The organism is Bacillus vallismortis (assembly GCF_040784915.1).
Lineage (GTDB): Bacteria > Bacillota > Bacilli > Bacillales > Bacillaceae > Bacillus > Bacillus subtilis_G.
The window spans coordinates 1,881,750-1,900,115 of record NZ_CP160797.1 but is presented as its reverse complement, the minus strand read 5'-3'; the positions used below and the strand labels follow the sequence as shown (position 1 = coordinate 1,900,115).

Here is an 18,366-nt window from a genome sequence, read left to right as displayed (position 1 = left end):
CGCGCTGCCTCCATTTAATCTGCAAATTTTCATGTGGATTTCTGGTTAATTTCCATACAAACCTTTGATTCTCATTTTGACTTCCTCATGATGAAATGTTTTCTCGTGCATCATCAATTCCTGTTCTATGACGTGAGGCAGCTGCTGACGAAGCGGGGCAACCAAATGGTCTTTTAATGTAATCAATGAGTTTCTCGGCTTTTCCGCGAATTCATGCGCCAGTTCCACCGCATAATCTAATACTTCCGCACGAGGCAGGACTTTAAAGGGAACCCCTCTTTTTTCGAGATCAGCTCCGCGGTAGCTGCCCGCATTCATTAGTATTTCCTGAGCCAGGCTGAACCCCAGTTTTTTAGGAACGATAAAGGTAGCGCCCATTCCAGGCGTAAATCCGTATTTCATAAAATTAGCCGTATACACACTCTCTCTGGCCAGAATGACAATGTCAGCAAAAAGCCCCATGACAAAGCCGCCTCCAATTCCGTGTCCCTGCATTGCCGCGATGACTGGAATCTCGCAATCCAGCGCCAGCGAATAAAGATTGTCATCCGTGAACTTGGTCAATCCCTGCTGAATTCGAAGCAGCCCTTCTTGCGTTCCTCCTGAAGCAAAATAGTTATCATACCCTGTCAAAATGACTGCTTTATAATTGGGTTTCTTCCGAATGAATTCAAACGCTTGAATTAAACCGTCTGTAAGTTCTTGTGAAAATGCGTTTTTATGAGTGCGGTCATGCATTTTTACCTGAATAATAGCAGGCTCAACTTCGATGAGCTCTACAACAGAATGCGTCATGATGTCCTCCTAACGGTTCTGATTGTCATCTTTTCAAATGATTACTGTTCCTCCCATGGGAATTGCCCTGTTTCAACATACCTGATGATTCCCATCTGGTTTTGAAGATCAGAAAACATGTCTTGATTTGCAGTTAAAGCGATGGATTTCGAACGGCTGACTTGATGATCAAGTGAGCTGATAAACTGTTTATAACGGGTGATCCCCTTTTTATTCAGCCTCCGCAAACGCAATAAGTGCTTTCTCAGCAGCACCTCACTTTGAACATCAAAGGCATCTATTAACCCCCATTCACTGGCTTTCTGTACGGAAATCGGCTTTGTCATTAGCGTCATATAATGTGCTTTCTGCCAGCCGATCCGGCGGATCAGAAACGGTAAAACACAAGCCGGGTACAGACCGAATAACAGCTCAGAGAGACTGAATGACGCCGTTTCATCAGCTATGGCAATATCTGTGGCAGATACGAAACCAAGGCCGCCGGCATTCACTTTTCCCCTGACATGCGAAATCGTGACATAAGGGCCTGTCTGCAATTTCAGCCACAAATCATAGAGAGGCTCTTGGGAGCTTGCCTGTTTCCTGCCGCTTTTCATTTCCTGATACATTTCTTGAAAATCCGCCCCGAAGCAAAATACTTCGGGAAGCCCTTCTAACACAACAACCGTAACCGATGATGTTTCACATTGGTGTAACACTTGCAAACATTCTTCTATGAGTGTGTCATTAATCGTATTATTCGCTTCAGGACGGTGAAAGGTGATATAGCAAACCGACTCTTGAATGCGGACCTTTATCGTTTGATAGGTCACGAGATCCACCTGTACTTCCGATGAAACTCAGAAATTTCTTCTAAAAATAAGCGCGGCTTCTCTTGAGTAAACTGCATGATGCCCGGTATCATCTCAACATCCAGCTTTACATTGCGCGTTCCGAACCGCACCATCCCGTTCCCCTTAAACAGCAGCTCATACTCTTCCATTGAGAGCTGATATCGGCGATCTAAATGCTTCTCAATGCCAAATGAGCGCTGGCGTTCCTGGCCTTGCGGAGTTGTAATACCGCTGTAAAATTCAGAACAGCAGCCTGATCCGTAGGAAAAACAGCCGATTCGTTTAGGCGAATCAAACCGCCCTTGGTCTATCGTGCTGGCCAACGCCAGAAACAAGGCAGCTCCCATAATATTTCCAACCCGTTGGCAATAGTTTAAACCTGGCTTAACCCGATTTAAAAAATCCGGTTCAATCTCAGCTGTTTTCGCCTTCGCGACCTTACGCATCATTGTTCGGTGCGCACCTTTCACCATCCCGCCAAAGGGTGTATGATAAGCAAGGTATTGAAACGTGTCCTGATAACTTGCACCAGACACACGTTTTTGGTATTCCAGAAATGTTTGTTCGCAGCAATCCAGATATGACATTAAAGACAGGTCAGAATCTCCCGCTTCACTATCGGGAATAGGACGGCACGTATCCATCACTTCATAGCCGTAATAGCCATTTGCTCCGGGATCTATTTGAAACACCTCGGGATTTTCGCCTACTAAAATGGCCACCGCTCCCGCTCCGGCGCTCGGTTCAGCATAAGACCAGTCTTCACTTAAAGCGTCTCCGCCCTCGGCGATTAAGAAACGTGAAATATCACTGGCGATAACTAGTGCTTTGGCACCCGGAGACGTCTGGGATAATATAAAATTGACCGCCATCTGAAATCCTGCAGTTCCTGAATAACATGCCTGTTTAATCTCAAACAAACGGCAATTGCGGTTCAGGCCTAAATATTCATGGATATATGTACTTAACGATTTCCCAAAGTCGATCCCGGATTCAGAACAAGTGATCAGCAATTCAATCCGGTCCTTCTCGGCTTCGGATAAAGCATCAATAATCGGCTTAGCTGCATTGACTCCAAAGGTCACAGGATCTTCATAAGGCAGCGCTACCGCTTTTTCTTTCATTAATAAGTTTTCAAATCTGGCAGTATCTAAGTGTCTATATTTGGCAAGTTCCATGACATCAAGGTATGCCGTCCCGCCAAAGACATTCATCGCTTCTATTCCGGCTGAAACCATTTATGATTCGCCTCCACATTTCTCAATGTTTTGTATACAAACCGCGGTGTTCATTCCGCCAAACCCCATGCTTAAGCTCAGCGCATTTTTGATGCGGTATGAAATCGATTTCTCATTTACCCAATGAAAAGAATCATCAATTGGATGATCCAAATTCCGGCTCGGATGCAGGGCAGATTTTCTCATTTGCAGCAAAACAGAAATCACCTCTACAATGCCTGCGGCGCTGAGGCCGTGCCCGATTATCGATTTTGTTGCGTTAATATAAGCGTGGGAAAGCCCGCACGCATGCAACGCCTTTAATTCAATTTCATCTCCAATAAAAGAACCTGTGCCATGGGGATTAATATAATCAATGTCTTCTGGTGAAAGGCCGGCACGCTCCAGCGCCTCCTGGATGACATGAATCTCCCCTTCTAAAGAAGGATCGGGATTCCGGTTCCCGTCTAGTTTGATTGACCATCCAGACAACGCTGCATAAGGCTTGACACCTCGGCGGACAGCGGTCTCCTTTCGTTCTATCACCAATGCGCCGCACGATTCTCCATAAATAAACCCGTCTCTGTTCTGATCGAAGGGCCGGCACGCTTTTTCAGGCGCCTCCGCAAATTTGTCCGTTCCCATAGCGCCTAAAGCCCTAAGCGCCTCGCATTCCATATAAGAAAGGTCCATTAATGCACCAAGCGCTATGCAAATATCTACCTCGCCTGACAAGACTTGCTGAATCGCATGAATCACTGCTAACTGGCCGCTGGCCGAGGCTCCTCCCGCGGTATAAGCTAAGCCTGTAATGCCAAACTGATCTGTGCATAATCCGCAAAGGTCGCTATCCATGAAAGACAAGCCATACGCAGGCGAAATAAAACCAGAGCGATCTTGATAACTTTCATAAAGCTGTAAGGTTTCTCTCTGCTGAAAATTTGATCCACCGACTACCAGTCCGATACGTGCGGAATCGACTTCGTTTAATTCAGCTTCCTCCCAAGCCTCTGAGAGAGTCACCAATGCAGCACGGCTGGAAAATGACGCTTTTCTTAATAATTTTTTAGAAAGCCGGTCGGGATAAGACAATGTCGCAATTTCAGCTCCAATAAACCGGCTGTCTTTTTGTCTGCCCGAACGCTTCATAACATCAAAGGCATGCCTGCCGGACAGCAGCGAAGAAGCAAAGGCCTCTTTCCCTTGACCGATAGCAGCCGTTACGCCTACACCGGTCACCACCACCTCAGACAGTTTGCACTTTGTCATAAAGCACCTCAGCCAACTCGCCGATGTTTTTCACCCCAGACAGCTCAATGCGGGGAATTTTTAATGATAAATCCTCTAGCACCATTGTGATAATTTCAGCTCTGTCTACAGAATCAGCTCCTAACTCAACTAACTGATCTTCAGGCTCGAATCTGTGTCCGTCTAATTCAGGAAGCACCTCGCAAATATTGGTGACTAACACTTCAAAGATTCTCTGTTTATCCATAACGCGCTCTCTCCTTCAAGGGTTCATTTGAGTACTTTTTATAGGTGTATTTTCGTAATATTCAAACTATCAATCTTATTCTGTCTTTTAAAACGAAGGTTGATACATTGATTGCATCCTTTCATGAAGCAATGCTGCCGTTTCTGTCATTAATGTTTTTCCGATCTCATCCACATGGCGATTGCGCCAGTTTTCTAATTCAGAACCTTTGGTCCATTGATTAAAGGCTCCCAGCGCCGGACCGCAGTGAATTTGATAATCGACCTTCGAATGTTCGCTTCCGCTGATTGCCAAGTTGGAGCTGTATCTGAAGTACCATCGGAAAATCAAAGCCATTTTATGCTTCGGATTTTGTTCAGCCTTCTCAATTTCTACCTCGGGATAATGCAATGTCATATCTTTATAGATGTCTTCTATACTGCGTTTGAAGTATTTCTCCTCCAGCTGAGTCAACGTCTTTGCATCCAGCTCACGTATTGACCCGTATCGCTGGTACAGTTCATATAACTTGCTTGCCCGCGCCGGAAAGAACACGCCTTTTTTCAGCACTTGCACTTTGCTGCCCGATTCAAACATATCACCCGCAGGCGCGTAAGCTGTATCTTGTACATTCATCTGTTGAAGCAAATCCTTTACTTTATCACTTGTCGCCGCCTCAACCGTACATTGATTGATTGAGCCTGTTACAATAAAATCAGCACCAAGCATAAAAGCTGCCACCGCTGCATCAGGCGTTCCAATTCCTCCAGCTGCACCAACTCTAATTTTTTTCGGATATTGATATTTTTTCATCATTTCATCTCTTAATGACGTCATCGCCGGCATCAGGCTGTATGCCACACCTCCATCTGTATGGCCGCCTGAATCAGCTTCCACACAAATATCATCAGCCATCGGAATGTTACGCAACAACTCAGCTTCATTCACTGTGATTTTATTTTCTTCTAAAAGCTTTTGCAGCATATTCTCAGGCGCAGGACTCAGAAATGATTCGGCAACTTCCGGCCGCGATATTTTCGCAATGAGACGATTTGAGCAAATGACGTCGCCATTAGAGTTTCGTTTTACTCCTTTTGCGCGATACCTTACTAATGCGGGAGTGACACTTAAAAATGCTGAAGCTTCCACATTTCTCACTTGATGCTTCAATAAAAGGTTAATCATTTTTTCTTCTGATTCAGTATGTTTCATATTATGGACGAGATTGATGCCGTAGGCTTGTCCTTCCCCTAATTCTTCTTGAATAGTGAGGATCGCCTCTTCAACCTCATTCAGACTCAGGCCGCCTGTACCAAAGAACCCCATCATTCCTGCTTTTGACAGCTTTACTACCATTTCTTTCGAAGCAATGCCGCGGTACATTCCTCCTGCAAGATAAGCATATGTAAGTTGATAATCCTGTTTAAACTCAGCACTTCCTAAAGATTCTGCCGTAATTCCAGCTTGAACTTGAGGTCGATGTCCAGCCGCTTCTGCTTGTTCCTTTGAATGCGCACTGAACGTATGACGGGAAGCAAGGTTCTTTTCGGGTGCATGTGTTAACGGTTCTGCTTCATTTTTAATCCGCTGGATGAGGCCGGTTAAAACAGTTCCAGGCCCGATCTCTTCAAACTCCATTTCTCCTCTTCCCATCAGAAAACGTATGCTGTCCGTCCATTTCACTGTGCTGACCATTTGTTCAGATAATGTCTCTTTTATCCTGTCCTGTTGATAGGGCTCTGCATAGACATTGGAGATAACAGGGACAGATAAAGGCGCAAAAAGGAATGAGTCAATAAATTGCTTAAATTCCTGTTTTGCTTCATTCATATATCTGGAATGAAAAGCTCCGCTTACGTTTAAAGGGTGAAATAGCTTTACATCCTTGGTGTTTTCAAAAACCGTTCCGGCTTTTTCAATCTCTTTTTTTTGGCCGGAGATCACAATCTGCCGAGGCGTATTTTCATTTGCCACATCAATGTCATAGAGACGGTGCTCTTCTAAAACGGCTGTAACTTGTTCCTTATTCAGCCCGATCACAGCAGCCATTCCGCCTCCTGTAATTCGTCCCATCAGTTCGCCTCTTTTTTTGACAAGTCTTAATCCGGTTCCAAAATCAAAGGCCCCCGCTGCAAACAACGCATTGTATTCTCCTAAGCTATGTCCTGTCGCAAAATCAGGTTTTCTGCCGGTTTCCTCCAGTCTCTTCAAATAACTGAGTGCATTGACGACGTACAAAGCCGGCTGCGTGTATTCAGTATGGTTTACATCCAAATAGGATTTTTCGGTACAGAGCTTTTCTATTGAATAGCCCAAAATTTCATCTGCTTGATCAGTCAAATGCCGATATTGTTCAAATAGTCCTTGTCCCATTCCCTTTTGCTGGGATCCTTGTCCTGGAAAAACATATGTAATCATCTTGTAAACTTCCTTTCTGGTGTACGGAAACACTCAACCGTATTCAGATTTTTCAGCTCCTGATGAAATGGTGTGATGATCGAGTAGCAGCGGTCAGCTGAATCACCCGGAATCAGCTGTTTCACAAAAGCAGCTAAGGTGCCGGATGGCCCTAAATCGATAAACCGGCATGTATGCTGGCTTTCTAAATATCCAATCGCTTCGCGAAATCTCATTGGCTTTCTAACCGCATCCCAAAAGAAATGCTTGTCTATTTCGCGAAGACAGCCCCCCGTTAGACTCGACACCATTGGTATTGACGGGTTTTTAAAAGAGATTGAACTTAAAAATTCTGCATAGACACTTTCTGCCGGATCAATAAGCGAAGAATGAAAGGCATAGGACACAGGCAGCTGCTGGCAAAGAATTTGCTTCTCTTTTAAAACCTCCATGATCTGCTTTATGTTTTCTTCTTCACCAGAAATGACGAAATGCGAATCATAATTAATAGAGATGAGTTCACTATCTCTAAACAGCTGCGGATGGTCTTTCAGTAATTGCGGATGATCAAGAATGGCCAGCATTTTTCCTTTATCGCAGGATTTCTGGATTAAAATGGCCTGTTCAAGTATGCAATTCAGTATATTCTCTGCGTCTGACACACCAGAAACAGCTGCTGCTGCGAATTCTCCCAGACTTGATCCCAATACGTAATCAGGATAGATTCCCCTATCTGCCAAAACCTTGTATAAGGAGTATTCAATTATAAAGATTGCGGGGTGGGACAAAAGAATGCTGTCAAACGGATCTGACACACGTTTAGCGGGATGATAGATTTCTTCAACAATGGATGTGCCGATTCGCCGTGCTGCAATGGCATCCATTTCAAGCATCGACTGGCGAAACACGGTATTTTCCTTAAATAATTCCTTCCCCATATGATAGTACTGGGAACCTTGTCCGGAAAACATAAAAACGAGCGGTTCATTCATATGCATAACCTACTTTTTTTATATTTATGACGGCTATTTTGATTTCTCATCTCCATGTATGCTGTAAAAGATACACAGCAGCGAGTGAAATCCGATTATTTAATGAAAAGACATAATGGAACTTTAGGAAGATTGTTTTGGTGCTCTGGATGCGGATCTATTATGTAGTGGTCGTAGATGTATGTTGATATCTCTAATTTGGCATAACATGCTAACAGGATCAGCAAAAAACATCGGCTCTATGAATGATTGGGTGCGGTGAAAAAGAGACCATCAGATGTGAGAGCGATGGTTTGGCATCCATGCCGGCTGACTGACATAGTTCAAATGTCTAATATGGTGCGGACATGTTTTATCAGCCTCATTATGTAACAGTATATAAAGTTATTCATTTAGAAACAGTGTCGAACGAACGATTGCACCTCTAAAACTTTATACCTTGACTAAAAGGAAATCTATCTCTAGCCTGCCTTTAGCGGTGCATGATCTTAGGGATCATCATTTTCAGCGGGACATTGCTTCCGCATCTTTCTTTATACGGTGAATTAACCCTGTTAAAATATTTCCAGGCCCTATTTCCTCAAACTCTAGTTGGCCTTTTTTCATTAAGTAGTTTATGCTCTCCGTCCATTTCACTGAATGGTTGATTTGATCGGCCAGCGTCTGCTTCATTAATTCATATGTATACGGTTTGGCATACACATTAGAAATAACCGGGATAGACGGAGGCGAAAAATGAAAGGTATGAAGAAATTGCTCGAATTCTTCTTTCGCTTTATTCATGTATTTGGAATGAAACGCGCCGCTTACGTTTAAGGGGAGTACCATTGTAACTTCAGTCATCGTTTCAAAAAGAGATGCGGCTTTTTCAATATCATCTTTTCTGCCTGAAATCACAATTTGATATGGGGCGTTCACATTAGCGATATCAACATTGTGTAAATCATATTGATTCAGAGCACTTGCAACCTGCTCTTCATTTAATCCCATAACAGCTGCCATGCCGCCGTTGCTCACCATGCTCATCAGCTCGCCTCTTTTTCTGACAAGCTTTAAACCTGTCTCAAAATCAAAGGCTTCCGCTGCAAATAACGCATTGTACTCACCCAAGCTGTGCCCGGCGACAAAGTCGGGCTTAGCTTCCGCTTCACGGATTTTTTTCAGGTAGCTTAATGCGTTTACCACATATAAAGCCGGCTGTGTAAATTGCGTTTTGTTTAAATTAGAATAAGGATTTTCTATGCAAAGACGTTTAATTGAATATCCTAGGATCTCATCTGCCTGAGCCATCAGTTCTTTAAATTCATCGAATAGTTCGCTGCCCATTCCCTGTTTCTGCGAACCCTGACCCGGAAAAACATATGTGATCATTCTCTCAAAGCCACCCTTCCGATTAGTAAATATGATGCACTTCTGTATGATTTTATAAAAAATAGTGATGACCGGATAAATAGTAGCATGTTCATGTTGATGGTAACCTCTGTAAATATTAACGTCAAGTTAATTTTTCCTACAGTTCACTCGATTGTTTTCCTATTTTTTTCAATTGGGGCATAAAGGATCAGAGGCTATAGCAGAACATAAGAAAAATGACCCGTATCACTTATAGGGCATGGATATGAGGAGAATGCGCTTCATCTTTTCTCCAGAGCCTTATTCAAAACAAATCAAATCCTTCTATATAATCATTTTAAACATTACTGATCATTTAGATATTCGAAGGAAAATAGGACAATAGATTCAAAAGCCTTATTTAAAATCAAAAATACCTTTTTGGTTTTTACGGGTGCGAAATTTCACAAAATGTTCTTTATTATCAATTTGAAAGTAAATATTATACTGGTAAAGATCCTCTATCGTATGGCCGGGCGTTTTGCCAAATGAGTGGCCAGGAAACACTCGTACATAGGTCGAAACCTCCGACTTAATCCTTTGAATGCTTCTGAACATCTCTTCCGCAGAACTGCCATCACCCTCGCATATGCCGCACCCTTCTGTAAATACCGTATCTCCGGTAAAAATACTCTCGGAAAACAAATAACACATTCCTCCGGCTGTGTGCCCCGGAGTGAGAAGGCATTGCACTCTCATGTTTCCTATGCTGATCGTCTGTTGATCATGCAAGCCAATTAAATTGCTGCACCGGAATTGATAATAATCAATTTCTTTTTTTGACATATAAACTTGAGCGTTAAACATCTTCGTCAGCGGCTCGACCAGGTTTACATGATCATAATGAGAATGTGTCAATATGATTGCTGTTAATTCAGTCTCAAGCTCGGAAAGTTTAGTTGTTATTTTACTCAGTTCCCATGAGGGGTCAACAACAATTGCAGATCTGCTTACAATATCTTCAATGATATAGCAATAATTCGTCCAGCCTTGATATCTTGTTTTAATCGGATGTACTTTATAAGTAAGATTCATTTACATCATTCCCTATCAAGTAAAGTTCTTAAATGAAAGATCGGTAAACTGTTCAGCCCGAGTCCGTCTTTCATTCCACTTTACCAAACGGCATGCTTATTTTCCATTTTTTTCAGAGATTCTTGTTCTTTCCGCATATAAAAAAGCTATTCTTTTGAAAATAGCTTTTTCGCACGCGTCTTAGGGATTTCTTTCTTCTGTCTCATAAGTTTCTTCCACGCAAATTGATTCGATATGCTGCATAATGACACGTTCGATCCGATCTTTATTTACTCGCACATGGTCAAGCATCGCATGTAAAGCCAAGCCGTCAATCAGCGCGTAAAGTCTCTCAGCTTCAATGTCTTTATCAGCATCCTGCTTCAGTAAATCGAATTCAGCTAAATAGGCAATCACATTCCGCATTCCCCTGTAAATCCCGTCATGATTCGCATCAAACCTATCCTTTTTATGTCTGGCGTAAACCGTAAAAGCAAACCACACCTCCATCTCTCTAATCGTTTCTTCATTCGTTGGGACAATTTCAAGCAAAATATGTAACACTTTTTCCTTAGGGGGCACATCCTTCATTGCAATGTGCTCAATACGGTCCATCACCTTTTCTTGAACAAGTTTCATTGCGAAAACAAGCAGTTCATCCTGTGTAGAGAAATAATGGCGCAGCGCACCTAATGACAATCCTGCTTCCTTTGCAATGTTTCTGGCTGAGGCTCCCTCCATCCCCCGTTCTAAAATGACCCGCCACGTCGCTTCTGCAATTTGTTTTCTTCTTTTCTCATGGTCAATTTGTTTTGGCATAGCTTTATTGTAACAAGAAAAAAAGAAGAGAGCAATTTTTATAATACAGTTGTATTATAAAAATAAAGATGATAACATATGATTTAAATAATACAACTGTATTGAAAAGAGGGGAATGAATTGAACGGTATCGCATGGATGATTGTCTTCTGTGAAATTGCGTTTTGGGTTGTGATTGTTTTAGGGCTTGCTGTACGTTACCTATTCAAACAACATAGATTAGGACTGCTATTCTTTGCTTTAACCCCAATTATTGATTTGATTTTATTAGCGGCAACTGCTGTAGACCTTTACAGAGGAGCCTCAGCGACTGCAGCCCATGGGATTGCGGCTGTTTATATCGGTATATCGATCGCTTTTGGAAAACAAATGATTCAATGGGCGGATGAAAGATTTCAATATTATGTGGCAAAACAAGGATCCAAGCCGCTGAAACGCTATGGAATGGATCACGCCAAACACTATGCTAAAGGCTGGATAAGACACGTGCTGGCGTATCTTATTGGGGCGGGATTACTAGCGGGGATGATCTATTTCATCAATGATACTGCCCGAACCGAGGCATTAAGCGGCATACTTAAAATATGGACAGTCGTCATAGGCATTGATTTTCTCTTTACCGCCAGCTATTTTATCTGGCCGAAAAAAGAGAAAGCTTCGGCGAATCTCAGGAGTTAACATGATGAAAAAGAAGGTCCTTTCCGCTGGAAAAGGGCTTTTTTAGTTCATGTAAAAATATGTTATACTGTTTTCCGAATGATCTATCTGTGGATCCTTGAATGTTTGTTGTTTTCATTAAGAACAGATTTGAAGATTCGTATTCTTGCCAATTTTAAGGGTAACCGTTTGTATGAGTAAGCAGGTGAAAGGAGTGTCATGCTTGAGCCAAAAAGCACAGAACGAGCCGTTTAAAGATTTAAACCTAAGCTCAAAATTAATCGTGATTGTATCTATCATTCTTACCGTTACCATCGCATTTGCAGTGATCTTCGGCGGCTTTTTCTTTGGGATAAAAGGATTATTCTCCATACTGGGCGTCACATATGATTCCAATCAAACATTAGCTTTATTTATTTTAGTCTGTTTTGCTGTGGGCTTGATCATAGACCCACTCACAAAGATTGTCTCTATGATCCTGGCAATATCACTTTCATTGAAAAAGACTGCACTTTTTGCCTTTACCCTGTACTTTACGAGCAATTTCATAACGATCTGTTTTGCAGATTACTTTATGCAGTCTATATCTATTCCGGATGCCTTGGTTCTTGTGATATCAGCATTGATGGCTTTCATTGAACTTGCATTTGGTAACCAGGCAAATGGGAAAGCTGCTTAAAAATCGTTTGAAATGATCCAAGCGGCTTTTGCCTTTATATCAGTCCCATCGTCTAATTTTCGTGAGATAATAGACAAGAAAATGTAAAATGATGAGTAGATTCATAGAATCAACGGTGATATATAAAGCGGAAAACAAAGCCCCAACCAGTGAAGTTCCGATCACTCCCTGCCACAGCCCCTGATATGTATGAGCTCATCCAAAAAAGGAGTGATGAAAGGAGGATGACGATCCCGATTGAAAATATGAGGGAACAAAAACACGAGAACAAACATTAAAAACCCTCTTAGCGGGAATCCATAATCCGATCATTGTACGAACATTATACTTCACTCTTTCATTTCCATTTTCACCAGTCTTGATATTTCTTTTAAACCTTTGAAAATAAAAGTATCCAAATATCGGTTCGTAAATCAATAAAAAAGAATGAACGGCCAGATACACATTTCCATCACGAAACACCCTCCTTCAATTTTGAAATTACTCATTTATAAAATTGGGCGGGCGACAGCCTCAAGTTCTCTTCAACGCAAAACAAAACTCCCTGCTCATAAGAAACAGGAAGCAAAACAATGATGATTGAATTTAGATTCTGCATTCAAAAACAAGGATTCCTTCATTCTCAATAGCCAGTTCATCCAAGATGATAACTACATTTGGACCAGACGTCATGTTCTCACCTCCACTACCTAAAATATACATTTATTTAAATTGTTTGTAAATATAAGTTTGTTATCATCTGCTTTTCCAAACGTATACAAAAAAGCATTGATCCATTCGAAGAATGTCTCAATGCCTAAATCCCCCTTGCTGCCCCGCTACATCACGCGTTTGAACATCTTTTCCATTTCATAAGTGGAATGGTGAATGATGATCGGACGGCCGTGCGGGCATGTAAATGGGTCTGATGTGCTTCGGAGGTCGTCCAGAAGCACTTTGATTTCGTCATTTCTGAGGTGGCGGTTTGCTTTGATGGAGCCCTTGCAGCTCATCATAATCGCCGCTTCCTCCCTCAGTTTTTTAATATCAATCTGTTTGGAATCAAGCACCTGCTGAATGATTTCTTCTATCAGCTCGGCTTCTTCACCTTTTGGAAACCAGGCCGGGTGACAGCGGACGATGTAGCTGTTTGACCCGAATGACTCTAAAAAGACACCGACGCTTTCGAGCTCTTGTTTGTGCTGTTCAATAATCAGCGCCTCGTTCGTGGCATAGTGGAACGTCAAGGGCACGATCATATCCTGCACCTCAGGCTCAACCTCCCCCACCTTTTCACGGAAATATTCGTACTTAATACGCTCTTGGGCGGCGTGCTGGTCGATAATATACAGGCCGTTCTCGTTTTGTGCCAATATATATGTCCCATGCATCTGACCGATCGGGTACATAATCGGAACCCGCTCAGATGCTGGCTGCGGCTGCTCTTCATGATGATGTTCGTGCTCAAATGCTTCAGGCTGCCCTTCTGAAACATTAGGCGCCTCAATGCTTTGTTCCTGTTCAATCATAGGAGGAGCATCAAATTGAACAGAAGGCAATTCTTCCTCCGCATCAACCGGATCTTTCACGACTGAGCTGAGCTTCATTGGTGAATAAGACGGCGCAGGCGCTTTTTCCGGAACTTTTCTTTCCGCAGGCTTTTCATCAAATGTGATGAACTGCTGCTCATTTTTGATAACAGGTGCCGATTTTTTCGGGAGCTGGGCACTCGGAATCAGCTGCTGCTGTTTAAATACGTCTTTAATTCCGTCACGAATTAAGTCATGAAGCTCTGTTTCCTTGCTGAGACGAACCTCAAGCTTCGATGGATGCACGTTGACATCGACTAAAATCGGGTCCATCGTAATTTCTATAAAGGTAATTGGATGACGCCCGATTGGCAGAAGCGTATGATATCCTTCATGCACCGCTTTGACGAGCGGGAAATTTTTAATATAACGGCCATTGATGACAGACGACATATAGTTTCTCGACGCCCGTGTAATCTCTGGGAGGGCGATATATCCCTTGACTTCAAAATCCAATGAGCTCACGTGCAGCGGAAGCATTTTTTTGGCGACAGCCGTACCGTAAATCGCTGCCAGGACATGGCGCACATCTCCGTTTCCGTTCGTTTGAAGCAGGTTTTTCCCATGATGGCGCAGGCGGATCGATACCTCTGGGTGTGCAAGCGCTATACGGTTGACCACATCTGTAATGTTCCCAAGCTCTGTATGAACAGTTTTCATATATTTCAAGCGGGCCGGTGTGTTAAAAAACAGATTGGATACGACAATTTCAGTTCCCTTCCTGCTTGAGGAACGCGATTCGGAAATCATATTTCCTCCTTGAAGTACGAGCTTCGTCCCTGCTCCTTCACCGGTGCTTGTCGTCATCTCCAGATGAGAGACTGACGCGATACTCGGCAGTGCTTCTCCTCTAAAACCAAGCGTTCTAACCCTGAATAAATCATTTTCATCTTTTATTTTGCTCGTTGCGTGGCGGCTGAAAGCACGCTTGCAATCTTCATTTTCCATTCCTTCGCCGTTATCCAATACCCGAATGGATGCAAGACCTGCTTCCTCAATATCGATTTCAATGACTGTGCTGTCAGCGTCGATCGCATTTTCCACCAATTCTTTGACGACTGAGGCGGGCCTCTCCACAACCTCGCCCGCCGCTATTTTATTTGAAAGCTCATCTGACAGCTGGATGACTTTAGCCACATTCATCACCCCGTTTTAATGTAATTTCTTTTGCAACTTGTACATTTCATTCATCGCTTCAAGAGGTGTCATATCCAGTATATTAAGTGATTTGAAGGCATCGAGCACTTGCTTTTCTTTTTTTGAAAGCTTCGGTGCTTCAGCCGGCTTTTTCGCTTCGTCAAAAAAGGACAACTGTGCCGGCTCTTCTTTCACCACAGATTTCTGCACCGGCACTTCCGGTTTGTTCCCTGAATGCTCAAGATCCTTTAAAATATCTTGAGCGCGCGCAATGAGATCTTCCGGCAGCTCGGCAAGCTGGGCTACATGGATACCGTAGCTTTTGTCGGCTGCTCCTTCTTTTATTTGATGAAGAAAGACAACCGTTCCGTTATATTCTTCAGCGCGAACATGAACGTTTTTCAGCTGCGGCAGCTTGTCCTCAAGAACGGTCAGCTCGTGATAGTGCGTACTGAATAGCGTCTTGGCGCCGATATGATCGTGAACATATTCGATAATCGCTTGTGCCAGCGCCATCCCGTCATAAGTGGACGTTCCCCGCCCGATTTCGTCAAACAGAATAAGGCTGTTTTTCGTCGCATTGACAATCGCATTTTTAGCTTCTAGCATTTCCACCATAAAAGTACTTTGTCCGGAAATCAAATCATCTGCAGCGCCGATTCGCGTGAAAATCTGATCAAAAATCGGAAGCACCGCTTTCTTCGCGGGGACAAAGCAGCCGATTTGCGCCATGATGGAAATGAGCGCGATTTGTCTCATATACGTGCTCTTCCCTGACATGTTCGGACCGGTAATGAGAAGCATTTGTCTGTTATCGCCCATCATACAATTGTTCGGGACATATTCCTGGCTGTCCATGACTTTTTCCACAACCGGGTGTCTGCCTTCTACCACTTCGACTTCATCTTCAGAGAATTCCGGTTTCGTATAGTGACGATTTTCACTGATTGTCGCAAAGCATTGCAGTGCGTCAAGCTCGCTCATCTGCTTGGCAAGCTGCTGCAGCCGCGGAATATACAGTTTCACTTTTTCACGCAGCTCGGTGAACAGCTCGTACTCCAGCTCACAGATGTTATTTTCCGCTTCTAAAATGAGCGCTTCTTTTTCTTTTAATTCAGGTGTAATGTAGCGTTCTGCATTCGTTAACGTCTGCTTCCGCTCATAGCGCCCTTCCTCAAGCAAGTGCAAATTCGCTCTTGTCACTTCAATGTAATAACCGAAAACTTTATTGAAGCCGACCTTTAAAGAGCGAATGCCCGTGTATTCCCGCTCCTGCTGTTCCAGGCGGGCAATCCAGTCTTTCCCGTTTCTGCTTGCATCACGGTATTCATCAAGCTTTTGATTGTATCCGTCTTTAATCAGGTTCCCTTCTTTTAACGATAAAGGAGGGTTTGCGTACAGCGCTTCTTCCAGCAATTCAAGTACATCCCCGCAAGGATCAATCCGCTCCGCGCGTTTCTTGGCTTTGTCATGAGCCAGTGAAGCAACCAGCTGTTTGATGCCAGGCACTTGCTTTAACGATTCCTTCAGCTGAATTAAATCCCGGGCATTGACATTTCCGAAGGCGACGCGGCCTGCAAGGCGCTCTAAGTCATATACTTCTTTTAAACGTTCACGCAGGTCTTCCCGTTCGAAGAAATGGGACATCAATGTTTCCACCATTTCCTGGCGCTCTTCAATTTGATTGACTCTGATAAGCGGCCGGTCAATCCACTGTTTCAGCAGCCTGCCTCCCATTGCCGTTTTTGTTTCATCCAGCAGCCACAAAAGAGAGCCTTTTTTATTTTTTGAACGGATCGTTTCAGTCAGCTCCAGATTGCGCTTTGAATACAAATCAATTTTCATTGCTTCCTCTAACTCATACACCTGTACGGACTGAAGATGATCGAGGCTGCGCTTTTGGGTTCTTTTCAGATACGTGTATAAACGCAAAAATGTTTTTGTGACATCTTCATTATTTAAGTGCTCAATGATCGTTACGTGTTCGTCTGTTTCTCCATCTTCAATTGAGATCGTTGTACCGCACCGCTCTTTCAGCTGTGCGACTGTATCGGCATCCATGCTTCCTGAAACGACGATTTCCCGTGCGCCGACTGAATAAATTTCTGATATGACATCTTCTATCCGCTCAATCAAGACAGCCAAATTTTCTCCCGTTGTTAAATCAGACAGTGCCAACCCGTATCCGTTCGAGCAGTCAGAAACAGATGCGATAAAGTTGTTTTCTGATTCATGGATGCCTTTGCCGTCCATTACAGTTCCGGGCGTAATCAGCTGTACCACTTCTCTTCTTACAACACCCTTTGCGGCTTTCGGGTCTTCCGTCTGTTCACAGATAGCCACTTTGTACCCTTTTTTAATCAGCTGCTCGATATACGCAGAAGCGGAATGATACGGCACACCGCACATCGGTATTTTTTCAGCCGCACCGCCGTCTCTGCTCGTTAATGTAATTTCCAGCTCTTGTGACGCTTTTTTGGCGTCCTCAAAAAACATTTCATAAAAATCACCAAGGCGAAAAAATAAAAAGGCATCCTGATGCTCTGCCTTTATTTTTAAATATTGCTGTATCATAGGCGTATAACCGGCCATCGTTTAATCCCTCACTATGTATCAACGTTTCTATTTTCCAGACTTCATTATAACATAAACAAAAAGTGATAAAAGAATGATATATCAATATAAAAAAGAGACTTGGGGTACCGTCTCCCCTAGTCTCTTTTTTATTCTTCAGGATCTCCCACTAAAAATTCAGGATTGATGTCTTCGAGCTCTTCATCAAGCTCATCTTCCCAATCTTCTTCGTCATCTTCTTCCCAGTCAGGATTAACCTCAATAACAACCTTTGTTTCCCCTACCACTTCCGCTAAGAATTCCCTTTCTGCCTGCACAACAATTTTATTTCCATTCGGTGAAATGGTCACTTCAAGGCAATTTGGCTGCTGAAGGACTTTGGCAATCACTTCATGCTCATCATCTAAGTAATTGTTGTCTCTGTATCTGAGTTTAATGACATCTACGTATTTTACCCGTTCTGTGACAACCTCTGTTTTTGTGTTGTCCGCGTAAGAGTACCATACGTTTATATCATAATACCCTTCAATTTCTACTGTTTTCCCGATTTTTTCAGCGTCATACTTGTGGTTAATGATCCAACCGCCCAAAATGCTGCTCGGTTTTTTCTCAGGGGAGATGGTATTGGTGCATTGGGTGAATTTTCTGCCTTTCGCTACTACCGCCTTCGTAATAATTTCCCTGTATTCAGACATTCCGGCATGCCTCCTTGTTCTTCTTCGTGTTATCTTATGCTGGGCATTTGTCTAGTGTGCATTTTTATAAATAAAATATAAAAATACAAAGTTTCTGTTCCATTGTATGCAGGCGTGCCTAGA

The 18,366-nt window shown here is 43.1% G+C and carries 15 protein-coding genes and 1 pseudogene; 2 read left to right on the top strand and 14 right to left on the bottom strand.

Annotated features, from left to right (window positions below; genetic code table 11):
* Nucleotides 1-45: 45 nt before the first annotated feature.
* The 11 genes and pseudogenes from ABZM97_RS09380 to ABZM97_RS09330 all read right to left on the bottom strand — a co-directional run bounded on the left by ABZM97_RS09380 (nucleotide 46) and on the right by ABZM97_RS09330 (nucleotide 10,933).
* Nucleotides 46-795, bottom strand: coding sequence for a polyketide synthase (locus ABZM97_RS09380; RefSeq protein ID WP_087991465.1), 750 nt, complete (start codon nucleotides 793-795; stop codon nucleotides 46-48).
* Between the two features lie 41 nt (nucleotides 796-836).
* Nucleotides 837-1,616 (bottom strand): enoyl-CoA hydratase/isomerase, encoded by a 780-nt coding sequence (locus ABZM97_RS09375; RefSeq protein ID WP_087991464.1) that lies wholly within the window; start codon nucleotides 1,614-1,616, stop codon nucleotides 837-839.
* Nucleotides 1,604-2,866: a polyketide biosynthesis 3-hydroxy-3-methylglutaryl-ACP synthase PksG gene (gene pksG / locus ABZM97_RS09370; protein ID WP_367387403.1), complete on the bottom strand. Its 1,263-nt coding sequence runs from the start codon at nucleotides 2,864-2,866 to the stop codon at nucleotides 1,604-1,606. The genes ABZM97_RS09375 and pksG overlap by 13 nt, the downstream gene beginning before the upstream one ends.
* A complete protein-coding gene (locus ABZM97_RS09365; RefSeq protein WP_253269107.1) occupies nucleotides 2,867-4,114 on the bottom strand; it encodes a beta-ketoacyl synthase N-terminal-like domain-containing protein in 1,248 nt (415 codons plus the stop codon).
* Complete coding sequence (locus tag ABZM97_RS09360; RefSeq protein WP_087991461.1) at nucleotides 4,092-4,340, bottom strand: acyl carrier protein; 249 nt, start codon at nucleotides 4,338-4,340, stop codon at nucleotides 4,092-4,094. The genes ABZM97_RS09365 and ABZM97_RS09360 overlap by 23 nt, the downstream gene beginning before the upstream one ends.
* Nucleotides 4,341-4,427: 87 nt before the next feature.
* On the bottom strand, nucleotides 4,428-6,737 hold the full coding sequence (fabD, locus tag ABZM97_RS09355; RefSeq protein ID WP_253269106.1) for an ACP S-malonyltransferase: 2,310 nt from the start codon (nucleotides 6,735-6,737) through the stop codon (nucleotides 4,428-4,430).
* Nucleotides 6,734-7,708: an acyltransferase domain-containing protein gene (locus ABZM97_RS09350; protein WP_087991459.1), complete on the bottom strand. Its 975-nt coding sequence runs from the start codon at nucleotides 7,706-7,708 to the stop codon at nucleotides 6,734-6,736. The genes fabD (ABZM97_RS09355) and ABZM97_RS09350 overlap by 4 nt, the downstream gene beginning before the upstream one ends.
* A gap of 504 nt (nucleotides 7,709-8,212) precedes the next feature.
* Entirely contained in the window at nucleotides 8,213-9,079 is an 867-nt protein-coding gene (fabD, locus tag ABZM97_RS09345; RefSeq protein ID WP_087991458.1) for an ACP S-malonyltransferase, read from the bottom strand.
* Nucleotides 9,076-9,346, bottom strand: a pseudogene (locus ABZM97_RS09340) (hypothetical protein). Before ABZM97_RS09340 ends, fabD (ABZM97_RS09345) begins: the two are co-directional and overlap by 4 nt.
* A gap of 111 nt (nucleotides 9,347-9,457) precedes the next feature.
* Nucleotides 9,458-10,135, bottom strand: a complete 678-nt coding sequence (locus ABZM97_RS09335) for an MBL fold metallo-hydrolase (protein WP_087991457.1) — start codon at nucleotides 10,133-10,135, stop codon at nucleotides 9,458-9,460.
* Between the two features lie 180 nt (nucleotides 10,136-10,315).
* Complete coding sequence (locus ABZM97_RS09330; RefSeq protein ID WP_202327662.1) at nucleotides 10,316-10,933, bottom strand: TetR/AcrR family transcriptional regulator; 618 nt, start codon at nucleotides 10,931-10,933, stop codon at nucleotides 10,316-10,318.
* Between the two features lie 120 nt (nucleotides 10,934-11,053).
* On the opposite strand from ABZM97_RS09330, the gene ABZM97_RS09325 reads away from it, so the two are divergent.
* On the top strand, nucleotides 11,054-11,611 hold the full coding sequence (locus ABZM97_RS09325) for a hypothetical protein (RefSeq protein ID WP_202327663.1): 558 nt from the start codon (nucleotides 11,054-11,056) through the stop codon (nucleotides 11,609-11,611).
* 202 nt (nucleotides 11,612-11,813) lie between these two features.
* Nucleotides 11,814-12,269: a YrvL family regulatory protein gene (locus ABZM97_RS09320; protein WP_202327664.1), complete on the top strand. Its 456-nt coding sequence runs from the start codon at nucleotides 11,814-11,816 to the stop codon at nucleotides 12,267-12,269.
* Nucleotides 12,270-13,087: 818 nt separating this feature from the next.
* Here ABZM97_RS09320 and mutL read toward each other — a convergent pair.
* The 3 genes from mutL to cotE form a co-directional block, all read right to left on the bottom strand.
* Nucleotides 13,088-14,974 carry a DNA mismatch repair endonuclease MutL gene (mutL, locus tag ABZM97_RS09315; RefSeq protein WP_202327665.1) on the bottom strand — a complete coding sequence of 629 codons (1,887 nt, stop codon included), beginning with the start codon at nucleotides 14,972-14,974 and terminating at the stop codon, nucleotides 13,088-13,090.
* Nucleotides 14,975-14,989: 15 nt separating this feature from the next.
* Complete coding sequence (mutS, locus tag ABZM97_RS09310) at nucleotides 14,990-17,566, bottom strand: DNA mismatch repair protein MutS (RefSeq protein ID WP_367387402.1); 2,577 nt, start codon at nucleotides 17,564-17,566, stop codon at nucleotides 14,990-14,992.
* Nucleotides 17,567-17,697: 131 nt separating this feature from the next.
* On the bottom strand, nucleotides 17,698-18,243 hold the full coding sequence (gene cotE / locus ABZM97_RS09305; protein ID WP_087991664.1) for an outer spore coat protein CotE: 546 nt from the start codon (nucleotides 18,241-18,243) through the stop codon (nucleotides 17,698-17,700).
* Nucleotides 18,244-18,366: the final 123 nt, after the last annotated feature.

What these genes read in the sequence shown, in the direction of transcription:
- ABZM97_RS09380 (WP_087991465.1), bottom strand. Translation starts at nt 795, where the DNA reads ATGACGCATTCTGTTGTAGAGCTCATCGAAGTTGAGCCTGCTATTATT.
- pksG (WP_367387403.1), bottom strand. Translation starts at nt 2,866, where the DNA reads ATGGTTTCAGCCGGAATAGAAGCGATGAATGTCTTTGGCGGGACGGCA.
- ABZM97_RS09365 (WP_253269107.1), bottom strand. Translation starts at nt 4,114, where the DNA reads ATGACAAAGTGCAAACTGTCTGAGGTGGTGGTGACCGGTGTAGGCGTA.
- ABZM97_RS09360 (WP_087991461.1), bottom strand. Translation starts at nt 4,340, where the DNA reads ATGGATAAACAGAGAATCTTTGAAGTGTTAGTCACCAATATTTGCGAG.
- fabD (WP_253269106.1), bottom strand. Translation starts at nt 6,737, where the DNA reads ATGATTACATATGTTTTTCCAGGACAAGGATCCCAGCAAAAGGGAATG.
- ABZM97_RS09350 (WP_087991459.1), bottom strand. Translation starts at nt 7,708, where the DNA reads ATGAATGAACCGCTCGTTTTTATGTTTTCCGGACAAGGTTCCCAGTAC.
- fabD (WP_087991458.1), bottom strand. Translation starts at nt 9,079, where the DNA reads ATGATCACATATGTTTTTCCGGGTCAGGGTTCGCAGAAACAGGGAATG.
- ABZM97_RS09335 (WP_087991457.1), bottom strand. Translation starts at nt 10,135, where the DNA reads ATGAATCTTACTTATAAAGTACATCCGATTAAAACAAGATATCAAGGC.
- ABZM97_RS09330 (WP_202327662.1), bottom strand. Translation starts at nt 10,933, where the DNA reads ATGCCAAAACAAATTGACCATGAGAAAAGAAGAAAACAAATTGCAGAA.
- mutS (WP_367387402.1), bottom strand. Translation starts at nt 17,566, where the DNA reads ATGGCCGGTTATACGCCTATGATACAGCAATATTTAAAAATAAAGGCA.
- cotE (WP_087991664.1), bottom strand. Translation starts at nt 18,243, where the DNA reads ATGTCTGAATACAGGGAAATTATTACGAAGGCGGTAGTAGCGAAAGGC.